The following is a 23,320-nucleotide window of genomic DNA, read 5'->3' on the forward strand; positions in this document are numbered from 1 at the left end:
TTTATGAGAAGGCTGTTACAGTATCTGCCATAAGAAATTCAAATTGCCGATTATATACCGCCAATAAATTGTCAATATTAGGATGAGTTGTTGAAAGATGATGATAACTATGAACTATTTTATTACGAATAGGATATAAAAAATCTGTTATGCTCGTGCCTGTCAATGTGCTGATCAGGCCAATTGCAGTAACCTCTATATTGGGATGATCACTTTTGGTTAACCCACACCTGTTATCGAAAAGCTCACGCATTCTCGCTTCCTCAGATTTCAATACTGCATCGTTCATCTTATTTTTGATAACGTCAACATTTGTTAACAAATCTCGAAATATTGTTAAACTTACATTGGCAGTGAGGAGGGTAGCCAAATCTGCGTCATTCGGATTACGATTAGTGTAATATTCCAGACCAACTCTATTTATTAAGAGCTCAACAATTTGGTATAACAGAATGAATCGAACGAGCGGAGTAAGAGCCAATTTCAATGTCGATTCAAATAATTGACGAACAAAAGGCTCTGCCATTAAATTACTTTTCACATTGTACAATTTAAGCCAACTGGACGTTGCAAAAGCAGCAAATGGCGTGTCTGAAACAGGTAATACTAATATCTCAATATTTCTGTAGTCTGATTTTTTGGATATAGAAACGTAACCATATTTGAAAAGACTCGGTAAAACTTGAACTACATCAAAATGTACTCCTGGATTGAAGTAAATTAAAACGACAGTTTCATCGTCATAGAAATCTTCAATTTTTAGTCCTCTGTCTAAATTGTTTAACTCATCTAAATCAACATTGTTTGAGATCACATTAACCTCATGCAGTAAATTATAGAAAGCAATATATAGGAAGCGGTATAAAAATTCGTCATCAACAACTGTTGGAAGGTTAGAAGAATCGGAATAAACTTTTATAGGAAAAATTATACCAGATCGTTTATCGTCAACCTGTATTCGAAAATATTGATCTTCCTTTGAACCAAAACGGTTCTTAAAAATGAATATCTGATAATCTGCAAAAGCCTCAACTTCGTTGACAATCGGCAATGGATAATCTATTGGATAGTTCCCATTGTTAACACTCTCATAAAGGTTAGCCGATAATTTTCCACCCGAAGCAGTCCAGGCATTGACGACCAAAGGGTATCCTATACCATTCGTATCAACCGCATTTAATGGCATATCAACTATGTTGTTCTTTGAAAGGCGGACTCAACAGCATCTTCGATGACTAAATACTCGTCATCGTTGTGTTTGTTAAACAGCGAGATAAAGAAAAATTTGAAGAAAGTCCTTTGGCTTTCACCGATTTTTCTTGACTCTTTTCTAATCTGCTCTAATCTTACCACTAAGTTTTCAAACGCATCTTTAGGATTTGTTTTAAATTTTATACTTGGAATTACTTCTTTAAGTTCGTCTATGGTGGCGACAATTCCTCTCGATTTTAAATTACTTAAAGCTGCACCTAACCCAGTAAAGACTTGGGATTTAAGAAACACTTGTGATGCATCGTTGCCAAAAGGTGCAAGCCTAACTGTTTCCTCGTTTTTATCGTTACCGACTATTGGAAAAAAGCTTAGATTTTCTGCTGTTAACTCATTGTAATTAAATTTCCAAGCTTCGGATTTTTCAATTATTTTTTTTACAAAAAGGTGATAAACAGCTAAAAACTCTTCAAAAATATCTTCCTTATTATCTTCCTCAGATAATTTCTTCAGGCTTTTAATATAGTTCAACAAGTCAAATCTGTCCAGAGGAAATTCAGAGCCATCTATATATGATGTAACGCCTTCAATTACGTCGCTAAATTTATATTGTCCAACCTTAACAGTTTTATAACTCTCAAATGCCTCCCTTATCAGTATGATGCCGTCTTTTTCCTTTACATAATAATCAGAATAAAGTATCTCGATTTGATGCCTCACTGACATTGGGGTTTGGCCCGTGTTGAGTGTAAGCATCCTATATAAAATACCAAACCGATTAATATTGACGTAAACTTCCAGTCTGATTTGTCGATTATAAAAAGTCTCTAATCTCAATTTGTCGGCTTCAATTTGCTCGCCGGTCTTTCCATTTTCTGAAATTAAATCTGTTTGCAAATCCAGCATAATATTAGTACGCTGCAAACCATCCAATAACTTTAAGTTTAACGCATGATCCCTGATTATTTTTGTTATCTCGTCATAATCAACTTTTGCTCTTTTGTCACTCTTTTGCCCTGAATTAGATTGATCTACAGCTAACACTATGGCCGGGATCAAACAGCCATTAAGCATGTCCTCTTTCAATAGGGCATATACTGTTGAATTACTTGCAACGCGTTTCCGCTGGAGATCATTATTCTTTTTAATAATATTAGCTATATCTAAATAGTCTCTAATGCTGACAGTTGCAAATACATTTAAGGCATCAATTTTATCATCGTAATTATCATCCTTTATTTCTAAGGATAAAAGCTTAGGTGGTTCGGTAGTAGTTGTTATTTCATCCACCTTTTCTGCGATATTTTCGCTCATACTTGGCTAATTTTTATAGTATAAAGTTTGAAAATAAAAATGATTAATGCAAGAAATATAATTGCTCTGTACGTCTTCCTAATCATTATCTAAAAGAGCTTTTTAGCGATCCATAATATATATCCTTAGCTGCTAAGATTTAGGAATATAAACATTGTTGCATTTTAACGGTATTCTGGATAGAATAATTAAATCTTCCTTAAATTGGTTCGTACTAACCAAGTCAAGGAGTACCGAGCCGGGATGAAAGCTTTTCGAAGTTTTTATCCCGGCTTTTTTTCTCTCTAATCTGTTGTTAATCATGTAAATAAAAAATTCCGCCGAGTTAATTTGAGCGGTTCGTACAGCTTTTTCTAAGATCTTCCATTTTTCCGGAAAGATCGAACCAGTAATCAGCCTCTTTTCGTCAATTTCAGCCTCTCTATACAGTTTAAACAGCATATTTAGCCGCAACAACAATGCTCCGTCTATAATTTCGGCGTTATCCATCTGTTCAGTGTTATTTTCCTTCAAAGTTTTTAACCCCGCTTCAATTTAGTTTCATTGGTTTTAAAATTCAGGTTGGAAACTGAATTTGATGCTGAAGACGCGTGCGCCGGGTTGGTCAAGATAATTGCAACGGCGAATAAGGTCGATCCGCAAAAATTTGAAAATATTGGCTATACCGGCCCCGACTTCAACATACGGTATGCTGCCAAGGGTGTAGGTGCCGTTGGAGCCTTTGGTTGCAGCAGGTAAGCGATAAAGGCCTGTGCTTTGAGCCGGATCATTTTCGGCACGCAAGCCACCGTACAATATTTTGGCAGAGATGAATTCCCGCCATTTTAGATGCTTGATTAGCGGGACTTTGTTTAGCAGGAAGCCGTTAAAGGTGTGCGTAAGGTTAAGGCCAACGTAATGATCGCTCACAAATTCAAGATAGTTCATGGCATTATAAGCATCTCGATTGTAGGCGAGCGATTGATTGGCGGGGCTGATATTGAGCAAGGGAAAAGGCACTTTGCCCAGCACGTAGCCGCCGAGCAGGGTAACATCGGTGAAGCCTGCCTGAGAGAGATAAAAGCGCTTATAAATGTTAATTCCAAAGTCGGTATATGCATACTTGCCACCAAAGCTATGGTTAATAAGAAGGTCATAAATAGGATAAGGGTTATGGATACTATGACGCGTACGGCTGCCCTGAATAAGCTCTTCGTGCGGCGCATAGCGTAAGTGAAGATTTAGCTCGCTGGTAGTTAAATTGTTCACCAACCTACCATCATCATTTTTTTGATAAACCAGTGCTGCAGCAGGTGTTTGCTGCCAGTTTTTATAACCCAGAATGTACGAGAAATGATTTTCGAAATCACGGAAGTATTGTAGCTCAAATATTCTGCTATATAGCCAATAGTTGGTTTTTCCGGTTTGAAAAGATGAGAATGCTGTAGCACGGTTGGTTACCGAAAAAGTATGACCAGGTACATCTACATCATATAAATAGCTTACCTTAAAATAATTATTAGGAAAACGATAGGGCGCTGTTTTATTTAAAGAAAAATAAGCGATTGCATTCCCTTTTACCCGATGGTCTTTAGTGCCATAAGCGCCATATCCCTCAAAATAAAAGGTGCTATCCAGCAATGGAGTAGTTCGTCCGCCCAATTCCAAATGCAGGCCTTCCTGGCTATTAAAAGATAAAAAATGTGCAATTGGTCCGATTTGCACTGGCCCCGTATCGGCATAGCCCGCCGTAAGTGTAGACAGCCACCACATAGTTCTTTTGTAAGACGGCATTTGTTCCAGTTTGTACAACTTTTCGTAAACCTGTGCCTGGCCTTTGCTAAGCGTATCAAAACCAGCTTTGCCCGTAGCCACCTGTAAAGTCTCACCCTGGTAAAATGCCGCACTCTGCGGCGCGCCGATTTTGTAGTTACGATATATCACCTTACGCTCACCAAATATACCCCAACCTTTTTTAGTCAGCCCAAAATCTGCCTTAACCCTACTGCTGGCCAGTTCATACCGACCGCCGGTTTGCCGGGCAAAATCTAACAGTACATCAAAGCTTCTAACAAAATTTACATTGATCTTCCCATTTAGCCTTAATTCACAGGCGGTTACTGAAAAACGTCCGTCCAACGTCACAACCAACTTGCCCTCAAATAACAAATCTCCTTTTGTACGCGGCGTAAAAGCGAGCTCCACCTGTTTACCCATAGCTGTGCTAATGGTATCTGTAATAAAAAACTTATAATAATTTGGCGCATGATCCGCTATCGGGCTCAAAAACTGGTTAGCTATAATAAATAGGTTATTCTCATAAATATCCACCTGATGACCGTACAGTTGATTTACATAAAGTTTAACCCCCGCGGTATCAATAAACTGCAATATATTGACGCCTTTATAGGCTCTCTGTATCTGTATTTTCTTCTCCGGCTCCTTTCGAAAATAAATGTCCGACAGTTTTTCTTCCAGCAACACCGGCAAAAAAGTTTGCCCTTGTACCGTATCCAACATGAACTTATATTGGCTAAAAAATTTACTCTCAACCACTTTCTGCGGTAAATTAAAAAAAGACAGCCCCATTCGTTCATACTGCTCGTATTGCAAATAAGCTGCAGCCTCTGCCCGGTTCTCCTGCTTATGATCGATCACTTGCTGAATGAGCGCGACTGCCGGATTTCCTTTGTTGCGATAACGCTGCCCTCTCACCGAGGTTATCGTTACATTTGCCAGCTCATTGGCATCCCGTTCAAGCAATACTTGTAATTTATTCGCTTGCCCGGGTACAATTACTTTGACGGTGGGTAAATAACCAACATGTGAAAATGCTACCTGTGTAAACGTTACTGCTCCGGCCAGCCGAAACCGCCCCAGCGAATCTGCCTGTGTGCCAATATTACTACCTGCAAAAGTCACTGAAACTGATGCGAGGGGCTCACCACTGGAGGCATCTACCACTTGCCCTGTTACTAACGTCTGCGCTGCGGCCCATAAGCCTGATATTGAAAAGCATATCAAAAAACAAAGACGCAAACGCATGATTAATTAACCATTTCTGTGAAAATATGTTTTTGCCTTAAAAAGCATTCAGATAGTTTTCACTTTCTTTTTCGACCTAACAACTCCTAAAAATCAATGCAATCATGAACCTGTTTGGCATTTGGGCTATCGCTCGGTTGAATGGCTGTATTTTCAGACCGAAGAAGAAAATTACCTTTGAGAGTTTCCTCGTTTGTTGACTGATTTGCCGTATCGCATCATTCAAATATTATGGGTCAAGACTACGTAAATTGCCTATTTATCTATACTCAGTAAAATTTCAGTCAATTCATCGGGGCGATGCTCCATAACATTATGTTCACAATCAATCACCTCCACTCGCCATTCCGGAGAATTTTTATGTAATTCATATAGTTGCCGGAAAGGAGTATTTTCCCAGCCGCTGAGATAGATAAAAGTAAGATGTTAAAGAAAAACAATCTTTTTCATACGATTTCATTCGCGTTGTTATTGGATCAAATACCCACGCACCATGCCACCCACCTGGTATAAATAAATAAGTTTTTTTAGTTCTTTCAATCATTGGTCGAAAAGTGTTAGTGAATATTGTGCTTTACTTCAAGTTTTTAGAAGACGAAAGCTAACGGTAATAAAACGACCGCACTGTGAAAAAACAACGATCAACCCGAAAAGCTTTTGATTAAAAGAAGTTTATTTTTCATTGTGATACGTTAAATATTTATGAACAATCTAAGATTTTGCCGGGCCGAAGGGTTTTCAATTAACGTGCACTATAAATAGTCCTTTTCTACAAAAGCTTCTTCCCGGTTTTGTTCAATAGGAAAGGTTATCATTACGGTAACGCCATGGCCATTTTCAATTACAAATTTCCCTTTTAACTGTCTGCCAAGCGCTTTCATCATTTCCATCCCAAGGGAATTAGCTTCACTAAAGTCAAAGTCGGGGGGGAGACCGCGGCCGGTATCAGATACCTTTAAAATTGCGTTTTCATCGTCTGATGTTGACAGGCTCACCTTGATCTCGCCGCCCCTATGATCAAAAGCATATTTTATAGCATTGGTGATAGCTTCGTTTAATATTAAACCGATGGGTACCGCCAGGGCCGGATCAAGGTTAAGAGAATTTAATACCTGGTTTATTTTGATCTGCCTGTAACCTGTATCGAATGAATCGCTCAGGTAATCGATCAATTCACCGATATAAGCGGGCATAGATACGAGGGCAGTGGTTGTACTGCTGTAGAGTTTCTGGTGTAAAAGTGCGATAGCATTTACCCGGTGCTGGCTGCCGCGAATTGCTTCAAGCGCGATATCGTTTTGTAAATAAGCCGATTGGGTGTTCAGAATGCTCATTACAATTTGCAGGTTGTTTTTTACACGGTGATGTACTTCTTTCAACAACCATTCCTTTTGCAGCAGCAGATCTTCCAGCAAAACGTTTTTGGAAGTGATCACCTCGTTGCTTTTTTGCTTATGTACGTTTTGCCTGAATAATAAAGCCGCTATGACCAGTAATAAAAATATGGCGCCGATAGTAAGGTTTTTAACCAGGTTGGCCTGCTGTAAATTAGCCTGCTCAAGCTTGCTCTTTTGGTTTAAAAGTGTAATTTGTGCTTCTTTTTGCCGGGTTTCATATTCAATTTGCAGTTGTTCAATCTGTTTGCTTTTGGTGGTATTAAATATCGAGTCTTTGATGGTATTGGCTGATATAAGATGATGAATAGCCGACTGATACTGCCTCCGGCTGGTATCCAGGCCAAACCAAAGAGTTTCATTGGTGCCAAGGTCATTGTCATTACCAATCTTCCTCAATAGGTCCTGGTTCATTTTGAGGTATTTTAACGCTTCGGCAAACCTTGCGGTTGCGGTGTAAAACTTAATGATCAGTTCATAATAGCTGGTCCGCGCATATAAATTGAGGTTGGGATTGTTGGTTTGTTGTATCAGTTTGTCGCAGTAAAGTTTAGCCGTATCATACTGTTTTAATGCCAGGTAAATTTTAAGATAGGTTTGACTTACCTCATCGCCTCCTTCATATAACTTACCGGAGGGATGCACAAATTTTTGAGTCACCTGTGTTAAAAAGGCTTTGGCTTTTTGGGGCTGATGCATCCGGAGGTAAACATCAACTATATTGCCTGCCAGCAGGTATATGGTTGCATTATCTTTCTCCGATTTTGCAATTTCCAAAGCACGTGAAAAATAATTGATGGCCTTTTGATTGTCGCCAAGCTTTACAAAATCATAGCCCAGGTTATTGTTGATCTGGCATATTAACCTCACATTATCCGCGTGGCTTGCGGTGGCAATTTTCAGGGCCTTTAGTTCATAGCTTATGGCTGTTTTATAGTCGCCCTGGGTATAATATAGCCTTCCTAATAACGCGTAAAGCCCCTGGGTTTCGGTGTAGTGAGCCTGGTCATAATAGGCTAATGCCTTTTTAGTTTCGGCAAAAGCAAGGGTATAATCATTCATCATCTGGTGCAGGTCGGCTAATAACCGGTAACACCTGGCAAGTTCAACCAGTTGGTTTGTACGTTCAAAAGCACCGACGGCCAGATTTAAATAGCGAATTCGGGAAACCATGGTTTGCTGCAAAAAATCCTGACTGTAATATTCAGATAACTCAAAATAAGCTTTACCAAGCAGCACCAAGTTATGTGTCTGCTTAATTTCCTGTATGGTTTGTTCAAGCAATGCGCGGCCGTTTTTGGATTGGCCTTTCGACTTGTAAAAAGCCGAACGGATCAAAGCAATGCGAAAGCTGGTTCCAGCCTGCGGAGAGCGGTAATTAAGCTGTTCGGCCTGGTTAATAAAGTGAGAAGCACTATCCAACTGTGCAGTGGAAGGGTGTCGCAGATGGGTGAAAAACTCCGCCAGTTGCAGCGCAACATGGATGCGGCTGGTGGCAGAACCCGGGAAGCTTTTTTGCGAAAGCAAAGAATCAACATGGCGCCTGGTAATTTCCTGCGCGTTTGCTGAAATGGCCAAAAGAAAGCACAGGATAATCAGTTTGCATTTTCGTATCGTGTCAGCTCGTTTCATCTTTGGTTGGGAGCCTGTCTGCATCAATCTTTTTTTTTAAATTTAGGTATATTCAAGTACATCTGCTAATTTAAAAGCTATACTTATGTGATGTAATTTATTAGTATTCAGTGATTTTAAAGCTTTGTTAAAAGAAATGATTAACAACATCGAAAAAGAAATAGCATAAAAAAAACATTAGCAAGGCTATATCAGCATTCACGGGATCTTTTAATATATTCTATCCGGTATAAATATATCCGTATTTGATAGATCGTCATTGATCAGGATGCTGCAGCTCAATACATTTCTTTTAATTCTTGAGTGATGGCCGGTAATTTGTACCAAACAGGTGCCGCAGCTCCCCATTCCGCAGCACAGCCCAAAGCCCGGAATTGCCAGCTTATCACATATGAGCGACATTAAACTGTGATATTGCCCGGGGAGTGTATGGATACGTTCGCTATTGCCCAGGTGATGCAATGTAAATAGAATGGTGTTTTTTTCGGGCATCGTATGTTACTTTAAACTTTAACGGGTGCGATAGGTAAATTAATAAAAAATCCCCGGTTACCCGTAATGATGCTCGGTTTAAGCCAGTGGTAAACTGAAGTGAAAAACAGATCCTATACCGCTTTCGCTTTCTGCCCAGATCTGTCCTTCGTGCCGGCGGACGATCTCGGCACTTAAATAAAGCCCTATACCGAAACCTGAAATATGACGGGTTTGGTTACTTTCAACCCGGTAATAACGGTCAAAGATCCTCGGCAGGTCCTGGGCATTAACCCCCATTCCCTCATCTTTTATGCTAACCTGGGCAAAGCCATTGACCGGAGCGCATTTCACTTCAATCTTCCCGCGTTTGGGCGAGTATTTAACGGCGTTGCTAATCAGGTTGGAAATTACCGAGCCGATCTTTTCCCTGTCGGCGTTAACCTGCACATGATTACTGATATCAATGTCAATAATATGAGTGGAAACAGTGAGCCCGTATTCCTCAACAACTTCCCTGATCAGTAGGTCCAAATCAAATAATTCTTTATTAATAGCGATTTTACCTGATTCCAGGCGCGATATATTCAGGAAACCGTTGATCATGCTGCTCATTCTCTTCGCCTGGATCTCCGCCTTTTCCATAGCGCCCGCGAGAAAACTATCAGGATTATTTTTCAATTTGAGATTAGCCACCTGGATCAACGCCATTAGTGAGGTTAACGGGGTTTTAAGTTCATGGCTCACCATACCTATAAAATCATTTTTTCGCAGCTCGTCCTGTTTCTGTTCTGAAATATCCCTGGCGATCTTGGAAACCCCGGTGATCTTTCCGTGTTTGTCGCGTATAGGCGAAATGGTTAGGGATACGTCCAGGACACGACCACCGTTTGCCAGCCTTTTTGTCTCAAAATGCTCCATGCGTTCCCCGTTTTTCAGGCGGGTTATGATCTGCGGTTCCTCATCCTGCCGGTCTTCCGGAACCAGTTTAAGAATAGATTGTCCTATCATTTCGGAGGCCGGGTAACCAAAGATCCTTTCTGCCGATTTGTTCCAGCTGGTGATCGTCCCCTCCAGCGATTTGCCTATTATTGCATCATCTGATGATTCTACGATGGCGGCCAGTTTGGCACTGCGTTCCTCTGCTTTTTTCTGATCGGATATGTCAAGCGCGATCACCAGTCCGGCATACACCATTCCCCGTTCATCTGTTAATGGTACAAAATCTACCTGCAGATCATGGCCGCCGGTGCTTTTAAGTTCGGTCCTTATCTGCTCACCGTTCAACATCCGCTCATAATACTCCCTGGTTATGGCATATCGCTCCGGCGAGTTAAGTTCGGCCATATGTAAACCTGCATAACTATCTCCATTGTACCCTAATTTTTGCATCAGTTCACCTTCCATCGTTATCAGGTTATGTTCTCTGTCAATAACGAGGACCAGCGAGCGGGGAATATTGACGGCGATAGAACGGAATAACTGCTCCTTCTTTTGTATTTCGTCCCTGCTTTTTTGTAGTTCCTCATTACTTGCCAGCATTTCTTCGTTTGATGCCGCAAGTTCTTCGTTAATCGCGGTAAGCTCCTCATTAAGAGCTTGCGTTTCCTCTTCACTTTCTGCAAGGGATTTAGTGCGTGAAGCTACCAATTCCTCCAGCGATCCGTTCATCCGTGAAAGTGCCTGCTGTGCCTCCAAAAGCTCCCCATTGATTGAGAGGAGTTCCTCGTTTGTTGTGCTGATCTCTTCATTAGCCGCGGTAAGCTCCTCGTTAAAAGCCGCGGTCTCCTGTTCTTTCACCTCCAGCTCCTGCTGCAGGCGTTCTTTTACCTTTACATCCCGAATTGCACTGATATATGATAATGAGGCGATCACAACGGCGAGTATGAGCATTACGATTATGGCTGCCGGAGCAACAGCGGTATAACGTTCCAAAACCGCCCTGCGTTCATCCAAGAGTTTGCGTTCGGTATCTTCTGCATGGTCAATGGCAAGGCGCAATGCATCCATGGCAGATCTGCCTTCTTCCAGATCGGCTGTGGAAATAACCTGATGATGTTGCTTTTTTGAAACAAGTTGCTCCAGAATGGCCATTCGCCGGGTTAGTATCGCTTGAATGCCTGCCAGGTTGGCTTGCTGCAGAGCGTTATCGGCGGTTAAGGCACTTACCTCACTAATCAGGCGCTGTGTTTTGAGATAGGCACCCTTATAAGGGCCTAAGAAGGCGGTTTTGCCGGTAAGCAGAAAGCCACGCTGCCCTGTTTCTGCATCTTTCATCGATGAAATAGCTTGTTCAAGCTTCTGGATCACCAGCGTGCTGTGGCCAACAGCGTTATTGCTATTTAGCAAATTATTAATCGTATTATAGGAAAAGAATCCGACGATCAGCAGGATCAATATCGAAAACCCGTAGCCGAGCTGTAAATTGCGGGTAAAGTTCAGTCGCATGGAGATACCGGGTATCAATGATGTTAAGTGGTATACAATAATTTATGTTTTTACGAAAAAAACCAAAGGGATGGTTTGGCGTTACCGGTAATAAATATCGAAGGTAACATAGATGTTACAATTATTGGGGCTTGCTATTTATACAACGGTTTAATTTTAATTCAGGGGCTTAATTTTTTTAATTGGTAACTTACTAATTAACAATAACGTTTAACAACTTTATTGATTTTACTGACTATATATGAGAAAAGGGGCGTTCGGAATTGCCTTTGCTTATTTGTTGATTAGCCTGCTGTGGATCCTGTTCAGTGACCGGCTGTTGTTTTATTTCGAAGGAATACTTAGCCCCCACCAATACCTGTGGCTGAGTTTAGGAAAGGGGTGCCTGTTTGTGATGGTTACAGCAATTGCTCTTTACGTTTTGATCAGGTCAGAAGAACGAAGGTTGAAACAGAGCGAAAAGCAATACCGGAGCATGTATGAATCCAATCCAAACCCAATGTGGATTTACGAGCCGGGGACACTCCGTTTCATTTCGGTAAACGATGCCGCAATTGCGGTTTATGGCTACAGTGCGGAGGAGTTCAGGCAACGGACAATATTGGATATCAGGCCTTTGGAAGACCGGGAGAATGTGATTGCTTCGTCCGATCGGGTAGACAGTAAGCTCAATGATAGCGGTACCTGGCGTCACATTAAAAAGGACGGGCAACTGATTTATGTAAATATTACCTCGCATAAAATCTGGTTCAATAAAAAGCCCCATATCATGGTTATGGCTCGTGACATGACCGAACGGGTAGCATTTGAGCAAGCTCTTGAAAAAGTAAACCAGGAGCTTTTAGAAGAAAAACACAAGCTTAGTGAAACCCAGTTGTTGTCGCGGGTGGCCGGATGGGAATTCTACCCCCGTGAAAACAAGCTGATATGGTCAGACGAAGTTTATCGCATCGCAGGTTTGAAGCGGGATGGGCGCGAAGCATTCGATATTTATGTAAATCACATTTTTCCGGAAGACCGGCCGCTGATGATCAACGCTTTGCATGAGCTCATCAGTACCGGTAAACAACTCGATGTAACGCACCGCATCACTGCCCTGGATGGCACAACCCGTTATATCCGGCAGCTTGCCCGCGTTGAAAGCACCGGGGAGCAGGAACTTAAGATAGCAGGTTCGCTACAGGATATTACTGAGCTCAAGCAATTGGAAATGGAGCGTAATCGGTATCAGTATAGCTTTGAGCATACGCTGAACAGTATTACCGATTGCTTTTTTGAGCTCGACCGCCAAATGAAGATAACCCGGATAAACGACATCTTTCGGGAGATGGTTAAAACAGACAGAAGCCAGATTATTGGTGCAAGTATTTTTGAGTTTTTTCCTAAAGCCGAAAATAAGTTTTATCATGTTTACCATAAAGCGCTTGAAGAAAGGGTTATTGTAAGGCACGAAGATTACTCGGTTATCCTGCAGCGCTGGCTCAGGATGGCTGCTTATCCTACCGATGAAGGTGTTGCCGTATACTTCGCCGACATTACCGAAGACAGGCTTAAAGACGAACGGTTAAAAGAAGCAGTTGAACGTTACGAACTGGTGGCCCAGGCGACGAGGGATGTTGTTTATGACCTTAATATTGTTGAAAACAAACTGATATACAATACAAGCCTTACACATTTGGTGCAAATATCGCTCGACGAAATCAGTTATGAACTGGAATGGTGGCGGTCGCTGATCCATCCGGATGATATGGAAGAAGTAGTGAGCAGCCAGGAAAGGATCAGCCGTGCCGGTTTAACCAATTGGGAATGCGAATACCGGCTTAATTGCGGTAAAGGTGAATATAAATACGTGATGGACCAGGGGTATTTTATATATAACGAACAGAAGCAACCGATACGACTGATAGGAGCGGTAAGAGATATTGATGCCCTTAAACGCAGCACCCAGGAAAATAAGCGGTTGGCAGGGATCATCAAACAGGTAAATAATATGGTGCTTATTACAGATGATCTGCGCAGGGTGCAATGGGTAAATAATGCCTTTGTAGAGCTGACCGGTTACGCCATGGAAGAGGTGGTAAATAAGATGCCGGGTGATTTTTTGACAGATCCCGATGACCCGGTGATCCAAACGTTATTAAGGAAACAGCAGGCCAGGGAAGCTTTTGGTATTGATACGATCATTTATACCAAAAACAGAACCCCGGTTTGGGTATCAGCCCAGTTAACCCCTGCATATGATGAAGATAACGCTTTTCAGGGCTACATCATCGTTTGTCAGGATATAACTTACCGTAAAGAAAAAGAAGAAGAGGTTAACAGGCAGAACCGTTTACTCCGTGAGATAGCGTGGATAAGCTCGCATGAGATCAGGCGGCCTGTGGCAACTATGCTCGGATTGGTAAACTTGCTGGATATGGCAGAAGATGAGAACGAGCGAAGAGAGATTTTTTCAAAACTCCGCGAATGCGCGCGGGAAATGGACAGCATGGTGCATGAGATCCACCGTCGCATTGAAGCGGAAAAAGTAATGCAAATTGCGCGCGATCTTTAAACAGGTAACTTAATGGTTAGCATAACGGCTTAGTAAAAATTTAACATTACGGCATTTATCGTTTTAGCGAAAACCTGCCAAATAAAATTAACGACAGGTCTTTTTTTAACTTCACCCCACTATACCGTAACCGGAATTTTCCGGTTATTCGCTTTTTAGGCTCTTTACCGGGCTTGTTAACGCTGCTTTTATCGTCTGTAGGCTAACCGTAAGCAGTGTGATGACAAGCGCTGTAAAACCGGTAATAATAAATATCCACGCCGATATACCCGCCCGGTAATCAAAATGCTGGAGCCAGTTGTGCATCAGGTAAAACGCTATCGGTGTAGCTAACAGTAATGAAAGCATGACCAGGCTAATGAAATCTGCAGATAATAACCGCCAAAGGTTGAAAACTGTTGCCCCCAGCACCTTGCGAACGCCGATTTCTTTCACACGTTGTTCGGCCATAAAGGAAGCCATGCCAAATAATCCAAGGCAACTGATAAAGATTGCCAGCCCGGCAAAGAATGCGGCCAGCCTGCCGATGCGCTGCTCGTTACCAAATTTCTGAGCGTAGGCCCCGTCGATAAAAGTATATTGGAAGGGCTGCTCAGGATTAAAACGTTTAAATACCCTCTGGATATTTGCTATAGCAGTACCGGCGCTCACCTTTGGATTAATACGCAGTAATACGGCGCCTCCGGCATCTTTATTAAAAAAGTAAACGCATGGCTTCACCTGTCCGTATGGCGAATCGACAATAATATCTTTGATCACGCCGATGATTTTAAAAGTGACGCCATAAAAAGTAATACTATTTCTTAAAGGGTCCTTCATCCCCATAAACTTCACGGCGGATTCGTTGATGACTACCGCTGTTGAATCAGTCAGAAAATCTTTAGAAAATTCCCGTCCCTCCCTGAATTGCCATCCGGCGGTTTTTCCGTAGCCGGCCGAAACGCCATTCTGCTGAAAATCTATGCTCAGGTTCGGATCTTTATCTTTCCATTCAATGGCACTGGTGCTGCCCGCGGTTTGTGTTGGGTTTACATCTCCCTCTGCTGCGGAAACCACTGTGCCGGTTTTGTAAAGTTCATCTTTTACGGCTTCGAAACTTTTATGGATTTGGTCTGTACCCGGGTTAACTGATAATAACCCGTCGCGGGTATAACCCACAGGTCTGTCTTTTGCAAATTGTATTTGCCTGAAAACAACAATGGTGCCTATAATTAGCGTAACAGATACTGTGAATTGCAGCACTACCAATGCTTTGCGGGGGAGGGCAGCCATTTTTCCAACCCTGAAAGCTCCCTTCAGTACCTTTACAGGTTGGAAAGAAGACAAATAAAAAGCGGGGTAACTACCTGCCACTATGCCGGTAAACAAGGTAAAGCCTATTCCCATAAGCCAGAAAAAAGGGTTAGTCCAGGGGATAGTTATTTGTTTGCCGGCTACTTCATTAAAAAAAGGCAAACTCAATTGCACAAAAAGCAGCGCAAGTACAAAGGCAAAGGATACACATAATACCGATTCACTAAAGAACTGATAGATCAGCTGGCCCCTGGCCGAGCCGATAGCCTTGCGGATACCCACCTCGCGGGCACGCTTTTCAGACCGCGCAGTGCTCAGGTTCATGAAATTGATACAGGCCAGTAGCAACACAAATACGCCAATAATACCAAACATCCATACATACTGGATACGGCCGCCTGTATTTTTACCATCCTTAAATTCATCATAAAGATGCCATTTGCTCATGGGCTGCAGGAACAGCGCAGGTTTCTTTTTAGCGAGAACAGCGCTCACATTACGCAGCTTGGCATCTTTTATTGTTGATGAGATGACCGATAGGTCGGCGCCTTCGGCAGTTTGAACATATAGCGTACAGAAGTTTGGCCGCCATGGTTCACGCATCGATCTGATGTCATTGGCAGTAAACCCCATATCAAAGGGCGCGATAAAATTGAGGCCAGCAAATGTGGCATTTGAGGGCATGTCTTCAAACACGCCTCCAACTTTTGCATTGTAATGGTTATCAATCTTTAAAGTTTTGTTGATCGGATCACTGTCGCCAAAATAAGCTTTAGCCGTTGAAGCGGAGATCAGGATAGATGAAGGATCGATAAGCGCATTGCGGTTGCCTTTCAGCATTTGCAATGTAAACATTTCGGGGCCGTTAGGTTCCATGAACATGCCGGTACGGTTGAGTTTTTTGTTGTCAAGCGCCAGCATGTGATCGCCATAACCGGCGCTGTTCACCACTTGCTTAAAAAGTCTTCCGTAGTTTTTGCGCAGTTCCGCGGCCAGGGGCAGCGGAACTGATTGCCATGTTTGCACTTCCCCGTTATTGGTTACATTTTGAATTACCTGGGCAATAGTGTCTCGGTTTTTATGATTGCTATCAAAGGATAGCTCATCCCATATCCACAGGCCGATCAGCATAGCTACTGCCATACCAACAGATAGCCCGGCGATATTGATAACAGAGTGTACCTTGTTTTTGATAAGGTTACGCCATGCAATTATTAAATAATTTTTGATCATAAAATTGATTGTTTAATTGGCAGCCACCGATGCGCAGACAGGCCTGCTTCAAGAATATGCATTAAATGTGTGCCAAATGATTAATTTATTGTAAGTCAATTGAATGCGATGTGTGTGTGTCTTGGAATCGTTCGTTTTCGCACAGTGATTGTGCGGTTGCGGATGGTTGATTTCGGATCTGTTTCGGTGGAATGTAACTTTTTTAATAAATGTTCTTTTATCTGGATACCGAAAATGCCTTTTAACGTTGAGTATCAATCTGAAATATAGGTGTCTTGTAGAAGATCATGCGTTGCCGCCGTTACGGTGCCATTATTTCGCTTTCCCCTGATTAACTATTTTTTACAAGTCTAACCTTAAGGGTTACCAACTATTGTTTGGTCAGCAAAGAAGAAGGCCGGCGGCTATCCTTCATAGGGTAGCCGTCGGCATATAATAATCTTTGAAAATAAAGGCGATTCCTGTTCGCCGGTCATCGGGCAATAAAGCCGAAATCTTTTCGCTGCTTATTTTCCTGCACGTCAATCGAATGATTAGTTTTTATATTATTTGAGCGTATGTTTAAGTGTTGATCGCGTGCTTATAATACTTTGTTCAAATAACTGATTTTCTGTAAATAACTAAACCAATTGATCTGGCTGGCCGTATAAAGGTTGAATATTATTAAGAATATTATTTAATAACGTTTTACCTGTGAATATGAGAGGGCGTCATGCTTACTTTTTACTATCGGTTGTTTTAATATTGCTGGGGAATAACATTTTTGCCGCTGTTCCCATCATTACCTATACTTCATCCAATGTTTATACAGTTGGCACAGCCATTACTACCTTGACCCCCTCAGTTACTAACGGCGTTAGCGCGATAGGCTATGGTGCGCCGACAGCGCTTACGGGTGCTACCTTAAGCAACCCGCGCGGAATGGCTATCGACGCGGCCGGCAATATTTATGTAACTAATACAAGTAACAACACCATCAGCAGATATAATTCAAGCGGTACTTACCTGGGTACCTTTGGTACGGGTGCTACCATGTCGCTTCCTAAAGACCTGGTTTTTGATTCATCGGGCAACGCTTACGTGTTGAACCTGGGTGCTACCCCGGGCACAGGCAGTGTATATAAATATAATTCAAGTGGCGTATACCAGTCTACCATACTGAGCAGCTTAAATTATGCATTAGGAATTACCATCGACAATTCGGATAATATTTACATTGCCGATCAGGGCGCTGTTACGGTGCAAAAATACAATACCAGTGGTACACTGTTACTATCGCTGCCCACTACTAATTTAAGCACTCCACTTGGAGTAGCTGTGGACGCATCGGGTAACATTTACGTATTAAATAACGGCACCGGGAATGTAACAAAATACAATTCGGCCGGCACATTTCAATCTATTTTTCTTAGCGGATATACATCAGCGCAAGCCATAACCATTGATGGTGCCGGCAATTTTTATGTAGGCGACAATGCAGCTACCAATATAGTTTATGTTTACAATCAAAGCGGTACGTTACTTACCAGTAAAGCCCTTACGGATCCTGAGGGGATAGCTGTTGACAGCAAGGGCGTCATATTTACCGCGGTCTATTATGCCAACCAAATAAACAAAACTACGCCAACCGGCGGCTTTTTTTTAAACAAGGCTTTACCTGCCGGATTAAGCTTTAACAGTTCAACAGGCAGCATCAGCGGTACCCCGACAGCAGCGATGGCAGCCACCAACTATATTGTTACGGGCTATAATGCCAGTGGTGCAGGTACCAGTAATACATTTTCTATTACGGTTAATCCTACAGCCCCTACAGGTACCGGCGGTTCAACGTGCGGTTCGGGCACTGTAACGCTTTCAGCTTCAGGAAGCTCCCCGTCGGGCGGGGTATATAACTGGTATGCAGCTCTTACCGGCGGCTCATCTTTAGGAACGGGAGCCACCTTTACTACGCCAACTATATCGGCAACTACTACTTATTATGTAAGCTATACTCAAAACGGGGCAACAAGCACGCCGCGCATCGCCGTAACTGCAACAGTAAATGCCAAACCCGTTATATCAACTGCGCCCACTACAGGCAGCTTATATCTTTCCTATCCGTTTACAGGTAACGCTAATGACGCCTCTGGTAATTTTAATAATGGAATACCTCAAAATGCTCCCACACTTACTACTGATCGTTATGGAGCAGCAAGCAGTGCCTATAGTTTTAATGGTTCAAGTCAATACATGGCCACTTCCAGCCTGATACTAATTAGTCCGCAAACTTTTTCTATCAGTGTGTGGTTTAAAACAAGTTCGGCAGGAGGTAAGCTGGTTGGTTTCGGTTCGTCACAAACCGGGTTAAGCTCAAGTGCTTTTGGTTATGACCGTCATATTTATATGAATAGCAGCGGACAACTATACTTTGGGGTTAAACCTGGCAGTACATATAACACAATAAACACTACTGCATCCTATGCTGATGGCGCATGGCACCATGCAGTTGTAACTATGTCATCTACAAATGGGGCCAACCTGTATGTAGATGGCGCACTGCAGGCCAGTGATCCTACGATGACATCAGCAGGAGCTTACACAGGTTATTGGCGGGTTGCTTATGACAATTTAGCAAGTTGGCCAGGTGCACCATCCAGTTATTATTTTAACGGCTCACTGGATGACATAGCTGTTTATCAAACCGAGTTAACTGCGGCTCAAGTGTATACGTTATACGGTGCAGGCAGTGCCCCGGTTTGCCCCGGCGGTACACTTGCTTTCCAGGCCAATACGGTAAGCGGCGCTACCTACTCATGGTCGGGGCCGGGCAGCTTTACATCTACCTCTCAAAATCCTACAATCAGCAATGTTACATCAGCAAATGCAGGCACCTATGTACTTACTGTAACCGGTTCAAATGGCTGTACCTCGCAGTTAAATGTAACCGCAGTTGTAAATGCACTGCCTTCAACAACATTTACTGCAACGTCTTCGGTAAACATTAACTCAAACGCTACTGTCACTTATACAGGGACAGACCCCTCAACTTCAACTTATAGTTGGGATTTTAATGGAGGCACACCTTCAACCGGTACCGGGCAGGGACCGTTTTCGGTACAATGGGCAACGCCCGGAACAAAAACAATTACTTTGACTGTAACCAATGCTGCGGGCTGCTCGTCGTCATCAACACAAAATGTAACTGTAAACCTGGGTACCTATGGTAATTATGCTTTTGGTGAAACCATCACATTAAATACAACCTCACTTGGCATTACATCAAACCTTACCAATTTTCCGGCATTACTCAGCATACAGGATAATAACCTGATCATTACAAATACATGTTCAGACAAAGTGCAAAATCCCAACGGCCCCAATTACGATTTTGCATTTGTAAGCGGCGGCAGCGAGTTATATTACCAGGTTGAAAGCTACAACCAAACCACGGGAACCCTGCTGGTCTGGGTACAAATCCCTACTTTAACTTATGCTACCAACAATATCATATCTTTTTATTACGGTTCAAAATCACCTACGGTAACACACAATACGGCATTTTTTGCGAATACCTGGGCAAGTAATTACCTGGCTGTATTCCATTTTAATGAATCGAGCTATACGGGTTCGGTTGCTGATGGTACCGCGGGAGGGCATACGGGCACTGCCAGCGGGATGACCTCGGCGGACCTTGTTACCGGTAAAATCGGCACGGCTTACAGCTTTAACGGATCGAGCAAAAAAATTACAACCAATGCCGTATCTGTTACAGGCCCCTTCACCTTATCTGCCTGGGTTAAATTAGGAGCTACAGGTCTTGATCAAAAAGTAATGACAAACCAGGATGCAACAGGAGGGTTTAGCGGCGGCTATAAAATGGGGATCTATACTAATGACATCCCTGAATCGGAATCGGGTATTGCCACAAACAGGCTTAGTATCCCTAATCCAACTGCTTTTACCAGCGGCGCATGGCATTATATACAAAGTGTTTATACGGGTACGACCCTCAGTACATATGTTGATGGAACACAATATAAAATATTACTATCGGTCGTCAATCCTGCTGCTAATACCAGCTTTTATATTGGAGTAGGAGAAGGGGGGAACAGCTATTATTTTAACGGGGTAATTGATGAACCGCGTGTTTCAAATGTTGCAAAAACGGCCGATTGGCTTAAGGCAGAATATGTAAATCAAAATAACCCGGCAACGTTTACTACTGTTGGTACAACCTCTGTTAATGTCACTAATGCGGCAAGTATACCGGGCGCACTAACCTATACTTATAAAGGCGTTACAGGAACTTATACCGATGCCAGCAACTGGGATAACACCACCGCTGGTACCACCAATCAGGCACCTGCTTTTGACGGTACAGCTACTTTAATTATTCCAACAGGCAAAAGTATTACAATTAATTCTGATGCTTCGGTATACGGGCTTACTTTAAGCGGTACGGCTTCAATAAGCCTTAAGGCAAATTTAAGTGTTGGGTGCAATATTTATAACCAGGGCACCGGAAAAATAGATTGGAATAATTTAAATACATCAAAGATAACCTGGAATGGGACCAGTGCCGCTCAAAGCTACAATGGTGCAGCCTCTACAGGGTATACACATGTGGGCACTATGGAAGTGAATAATTCGGCGGGTGGAACAATAACGGTTAATAGTGATACACTTGATATTTACAGCGAGCTCAAAATTACCAAGGGGAACCTGGCGGTTGCCTCCGGGGCTATTATGGTACTCAAAAGCAGTTTCTCTCAAACGGCCTCTGTCGATCCTATCCCATCAGGGTACAGCATTATAGGTACAGTATATGCAGAACGTTATTTCAAGGCCGGGACTATTGCTACCAATACCCGCAATTATCGGCTTCTGTCTTCCCCGGTAAATACCACTACAGGTGCTTATAACCTCAGTTATCTGAACGCCAATTCGGGGGATTTCTCCGGGGTTTTTGTTGCCGGACCAACAGGGACGACAGGTGGATTTACTGTCACCAACGCTGCCTCTACGGTTTATTTATACAAAGAGAACCTGCCTGCAAGCAGCACTACTTTTAATTCCGGAAATTTTAAAGGCTTAACAGACATTTCGGGTAATACAATATCTTATTATACCGGCACAGGCACCACCACTGCAACAACAACGCTTCCGGTAGGTAATGGCTACATGTTATATTATGCCGGAAATAATGTTAACAATGTCACCTCCACAACAGCACTGAATAAACAATACCGATTTGGCGGAAGTTATATTGACCCGGATGCTTCAACAATGGTAGCTGTTGGCACACTTAACCAGGGCAGCATCCCGGTAAAAGTATGGTGGAACAGCAGCAGCACCACTTTAAGCAAAGCACAAACCGGTTATAATCTGGTAGGCAATCCATATGCGTCTTCTATTGATTGGGACACTTTTTCGCAAAGCAGTTCAACAAACGGTATTTACGGCCCCGGTGTATCTGCTACCATATATGTTTTTAATTACACCAATAAAAATTATGGTACTTATACCGCTTTGATCCCGGGGGGCATTGGCACCAATAATGCAACGCGTTACATTGCCAGCGGACAAGGCTTTTTTGTGCAGGCTACTACAACCTCGGCTTCATTGACTTTTAATGAAGTTGCCAAAACAACAGTGCAACCCAGCTCCCTGGGGAGTACCCTTTACATGTTGATGAGCAAAAAAGGCCAGGCATTAGCCAGGCCCCAGTTAATGCGGGTGAAACTCTCCTCTGATTCGGTTAATACGGATGAGATTATGGTATTATTTGATCCCGGATCCAAAAACGAATATGAGCCTTTTTATGATTCAGACCGGTTAAACGGCATCGGAAACGTTTCGACACTGGCCAGCTACGGATACAGGAGCCAAAATATGCTCGCCATTAACAGGATGAATGTTATCGATTCCACTACCCGGGTAAAGTTATTTGTGAATGTTAATAATTCGGCGACCACAGATACAATTTCCGGTTCGGGATTTGAATCACTTGATTCGAGATATGACATATATCTGCTTGATCATTATAAAAAGGATTCTTTGCTTTTTAGCCAGTATAAACGTTACCCGTTCAATATCGACAAAACAGATACAACCAGCTACGGCGCAAACAGGTTTGAGATCGTATTTCATAAAAAAAGTTCATTAAACTACCGGTTGCTGAGTTTTGAGGCAAGCCCGGTTAAAGACGGTATTCAGTTAACCTGGAAAACTGAGCATGAAGGAAACCTGTCGGGCTTTACACTGCAAAGGCAGGACGGCTCTAAGGAATTTGTTCTTTTAACATCAATGTTAAGCAATGGCAGCGGATCTTATACTTATATAGACAGGTTCCCGTCAACAGGAACCAATTACTATCGCTTGCAGCAAAATGATGCTTTTAATACGATCAGCTATAGCAAAATAGTGGCGGCAAGTTTCAATGCACCTGGTATTATTAATGAGCAAATTACACTTTATCCTAATCCAGTTAACAGCGAACTTTATATTAAGATCAATAGAAATGTACCGGACAGGGTGGTACTTAAGGTAACCGGCATAACCGGCCAGATAATGTTTTACCGGGAAACGGATGGCAATAATATACAACAGAACGTAGGCAATCTGCTGCCCGGAAACTACATTGTTGAGATTTCGGACAAGGCAACCAAAAGGCTGATTGGAATTAAAAAATTTAATAAAAAATGAAATTTTACCTCTGCAAAACAATCTATCGGGTCAGTAGGATATTATTGACTTTTTACCTGGTTAT

At 42.4% G+C, this 23,320-nt stretch carries 10 protein-coding genes; 2 read left to right on the plus strand and 8 right to left on the minus strand.

Annotation, left to right across the window (positions count from 1 at the left end):
- Position 1 precedes the first annotated feature (1 nt).
- The 7 genes from BLP33_RS03950 to BLP33_RS03980 form a co-directional block, all read right to left on the minus strand.
- Complete coding sequence (locus tag BLP33_RS03950) at positions 2-1,186, minus strand: hypothetical protein (protein WP_090525081.1); 1,185 nt, start codon at positions 1,184-1,186, stop codon at positions 2-4.
- Positions 1,187-1,191: 5 nt separating this feature from the next.
- On the minus strand, positions 1,192-2,523 hold the full coding sequence (locus BLP33_RS03955) for a hypothetical protein (RefSeq protein ID WP_090525084.1): 1,332 nt from the start codon (positions 2,521-2,523) through the stop codon (positions 1,192-1,194).
- A 132-nt stretch (positions 2,524-2,655) separates the two neighbouring features.
- Positions 2,656-3,012, minus strand: a complete 357-nt coding sequence (locus BLP33_RS03960; protein ID WP_090525085.1) for a hypothetical protein — start codon at positions 3,010-3,012, stop codon at positions 2,656-2,658.
- 60 nt (positions 3,013-3,072) lie between these two features.
- A complete protein-coding gene (locus BLP33_RS03965; RefSeq protein ID WP_090525087.1) occupies positions 3,073-5,547 on the minus strand; it encodes a DUF5686 and carboxypeptidase-like regulatory domain-containing protein in 2,475 nt (824 codons plus the stop codon).
- A gap of 752 nt (positions 5,548-6,299) precedes the next feature.
- Entirely contained in the window at positions 6,300-8,519 is a 2,220-nt protein-coding gene (locus BLP33_RS03970; RefSeq protein WP_175489924.1) for a tetratricopeptide repeat-containing sensor histidine kinase, read from the minus strand.
- A gap of 264 nt (positions 8,520-8,783) precedes the next feature.
- Positions 8,784-9,065 carry a 2Fe-2S iron-sulfur cluster-binding family protein gene (locus BLP33_RS03975; RefSeq protein ID WP_090525090.1) on the minus strand — a complete coding sequence of 94 codons (282 nt, stop codon included), beginning with the start codon at positions 9,063-9,065 and terminating at the stop codon, positions 8,784-8,786.
- 78 nt (positions 9,066-9,143) lie between these two features.
- The gene (locus BLP33_RS03980; RefSeq protein ID WP_090525092.1) at positions 9,144-11,492 is read right to left on the minus strand and encodes a PAS domain S-box protein; all 2,349 of its coding nucleotides are present in this window, start codon (positions 11,490-11,492) and stop codon (positions 9,144-9,146) included.
- 241 nt (positions 11,493-11,733) lie between these two features.
- On the opposite strand from BLP33_RS03980, the gene BLP33_RS03985 reads away from it, so the two are divergent.
- Positions 11,734-14,046 carry a PAS domain S-box protein gene (locus BLP33_RS03985; protein ID WP_090525095.1) on the plus strand — a complete coding sequence of 771 codons (2,313 nt, stop codon included), beginning with the start codon at positions 11,734-11,736 and terminating at the stop codon, positions 14,044-14,046.
- A gap of 144 nt (positions 14,047-14,190) precedes the next feature.
- On the opposite strand, the gene BLP33_RS03990 is transcribed toward BLP33_RS03985, so the two are convergent.
- The gene (locus BLP33_RS03990) at positions 14,191-16,572 is read right to left on the minus strand and encodes an ABC transporter permease (protein WP_090525098.1); all 2,382 of its coding nucleotides are present in this window, start codon (positions 16,570-16,572) and stop codon (positions 14,191-14,193) included.
- Between the two features lie 699 nt (positions 16,573-17,271).
- On the opposite strand from BLP33_RS03990, the gene BLP33_RS03995 reads away from it, so the two are divergent.
- Positions 17,272-23,256 carry a DUF2341 domain-containing protein gene (locus tag BLP33_RS03995; protein ID WP_090525100.1) on the plus strand — a complete coding sequence of 1,995 codons (5,985 nt, stop codon included), beginning with the start codon at positions 17,272-17,274 and terminating at the stop codon, positions 23,254-23,256.
- Positions 23,257-23,320: the final 64 nt, after the last annotated feature.

It is taken from the genome of Mucilaginibacter sp. NFR10 (genome assembly GCF_900100445.1).
Taxonomy (GTDB): domain Bacteria; phylum Bacteroidota; class Bacteroidia; order Sphingobacteriales; family Sphingobacteriaceae; genus Mucilaginibacter; species Mucilaginibacter rubeus.

Excerpts from the sequence above, each read along its gene's own strand:
- BLP33_RS03950 (WP_090525081.1), bottom strand. The coding sequence starts at position 1,186 with ATGCCATTAAATGCGGTTGATACGAATGGTATAGGATACCCTTTGGTC.
- BLP33_RS03955 (WP_090525084.1), bottom strand. The coding sequence starts at position 2,523 with ATGAGCGAAAATATCGCAGAAAAGGTGGATGAAATAACAACTACTACC.
- BLP33_RS03960 (WP_090525085.1), bottom strand. The coding sequence starts at position 3,012 with ATGGATAACGCCGAAATTATAGACGGAGCATTGTTGTTGCGGCTAAAT.
- BLP33_RS03965 (WP_090525087.1), bottom strand. The coding sequence starts at position 5,547 with ATGCGTTTGCGTCTTTGTTTTTTGATATGCTTTTCAATATCAGGCTTA.
- BLP33_RS03975 (WP_090525090.1), bottom strand. The coding sequence starts at position 9,065 with ATGCCCGAAAAAAACACCATTCTATTTACATTGCATCACCTGGGCAAT.
- BLP33_RS03980 (WP_090525092.1), bottom strand. The coding sequence starts at position 11,492 with ATGCGACTGAACTTTACCCGCAATTTACAGCTCGGCTACGGGTTTTCG.
- BLP33_RS03985 (WP_090525095.1), top strand. The coding sequence starts at position 11,734 with ATGAGAAAAGGGGCGTTCGGAATTGCCTTTGCTTATTTGTTGATTAGC.
- BLP33_RS03990 (WP_090525098.1), bottom strand. The coding sequence starts at position 16,572 with ATGATCAAAAATTATTTAATAATTGCATGGCGTAACCTTATCAAAAAC.
- BLP33_RS03995 (WP_090525100.1), top strand. The coding sequence starts at position 17,272 with ATGAGAGGGCGTCATGCTTACTTTTTACTATCGGTTGTTTTAATATTG.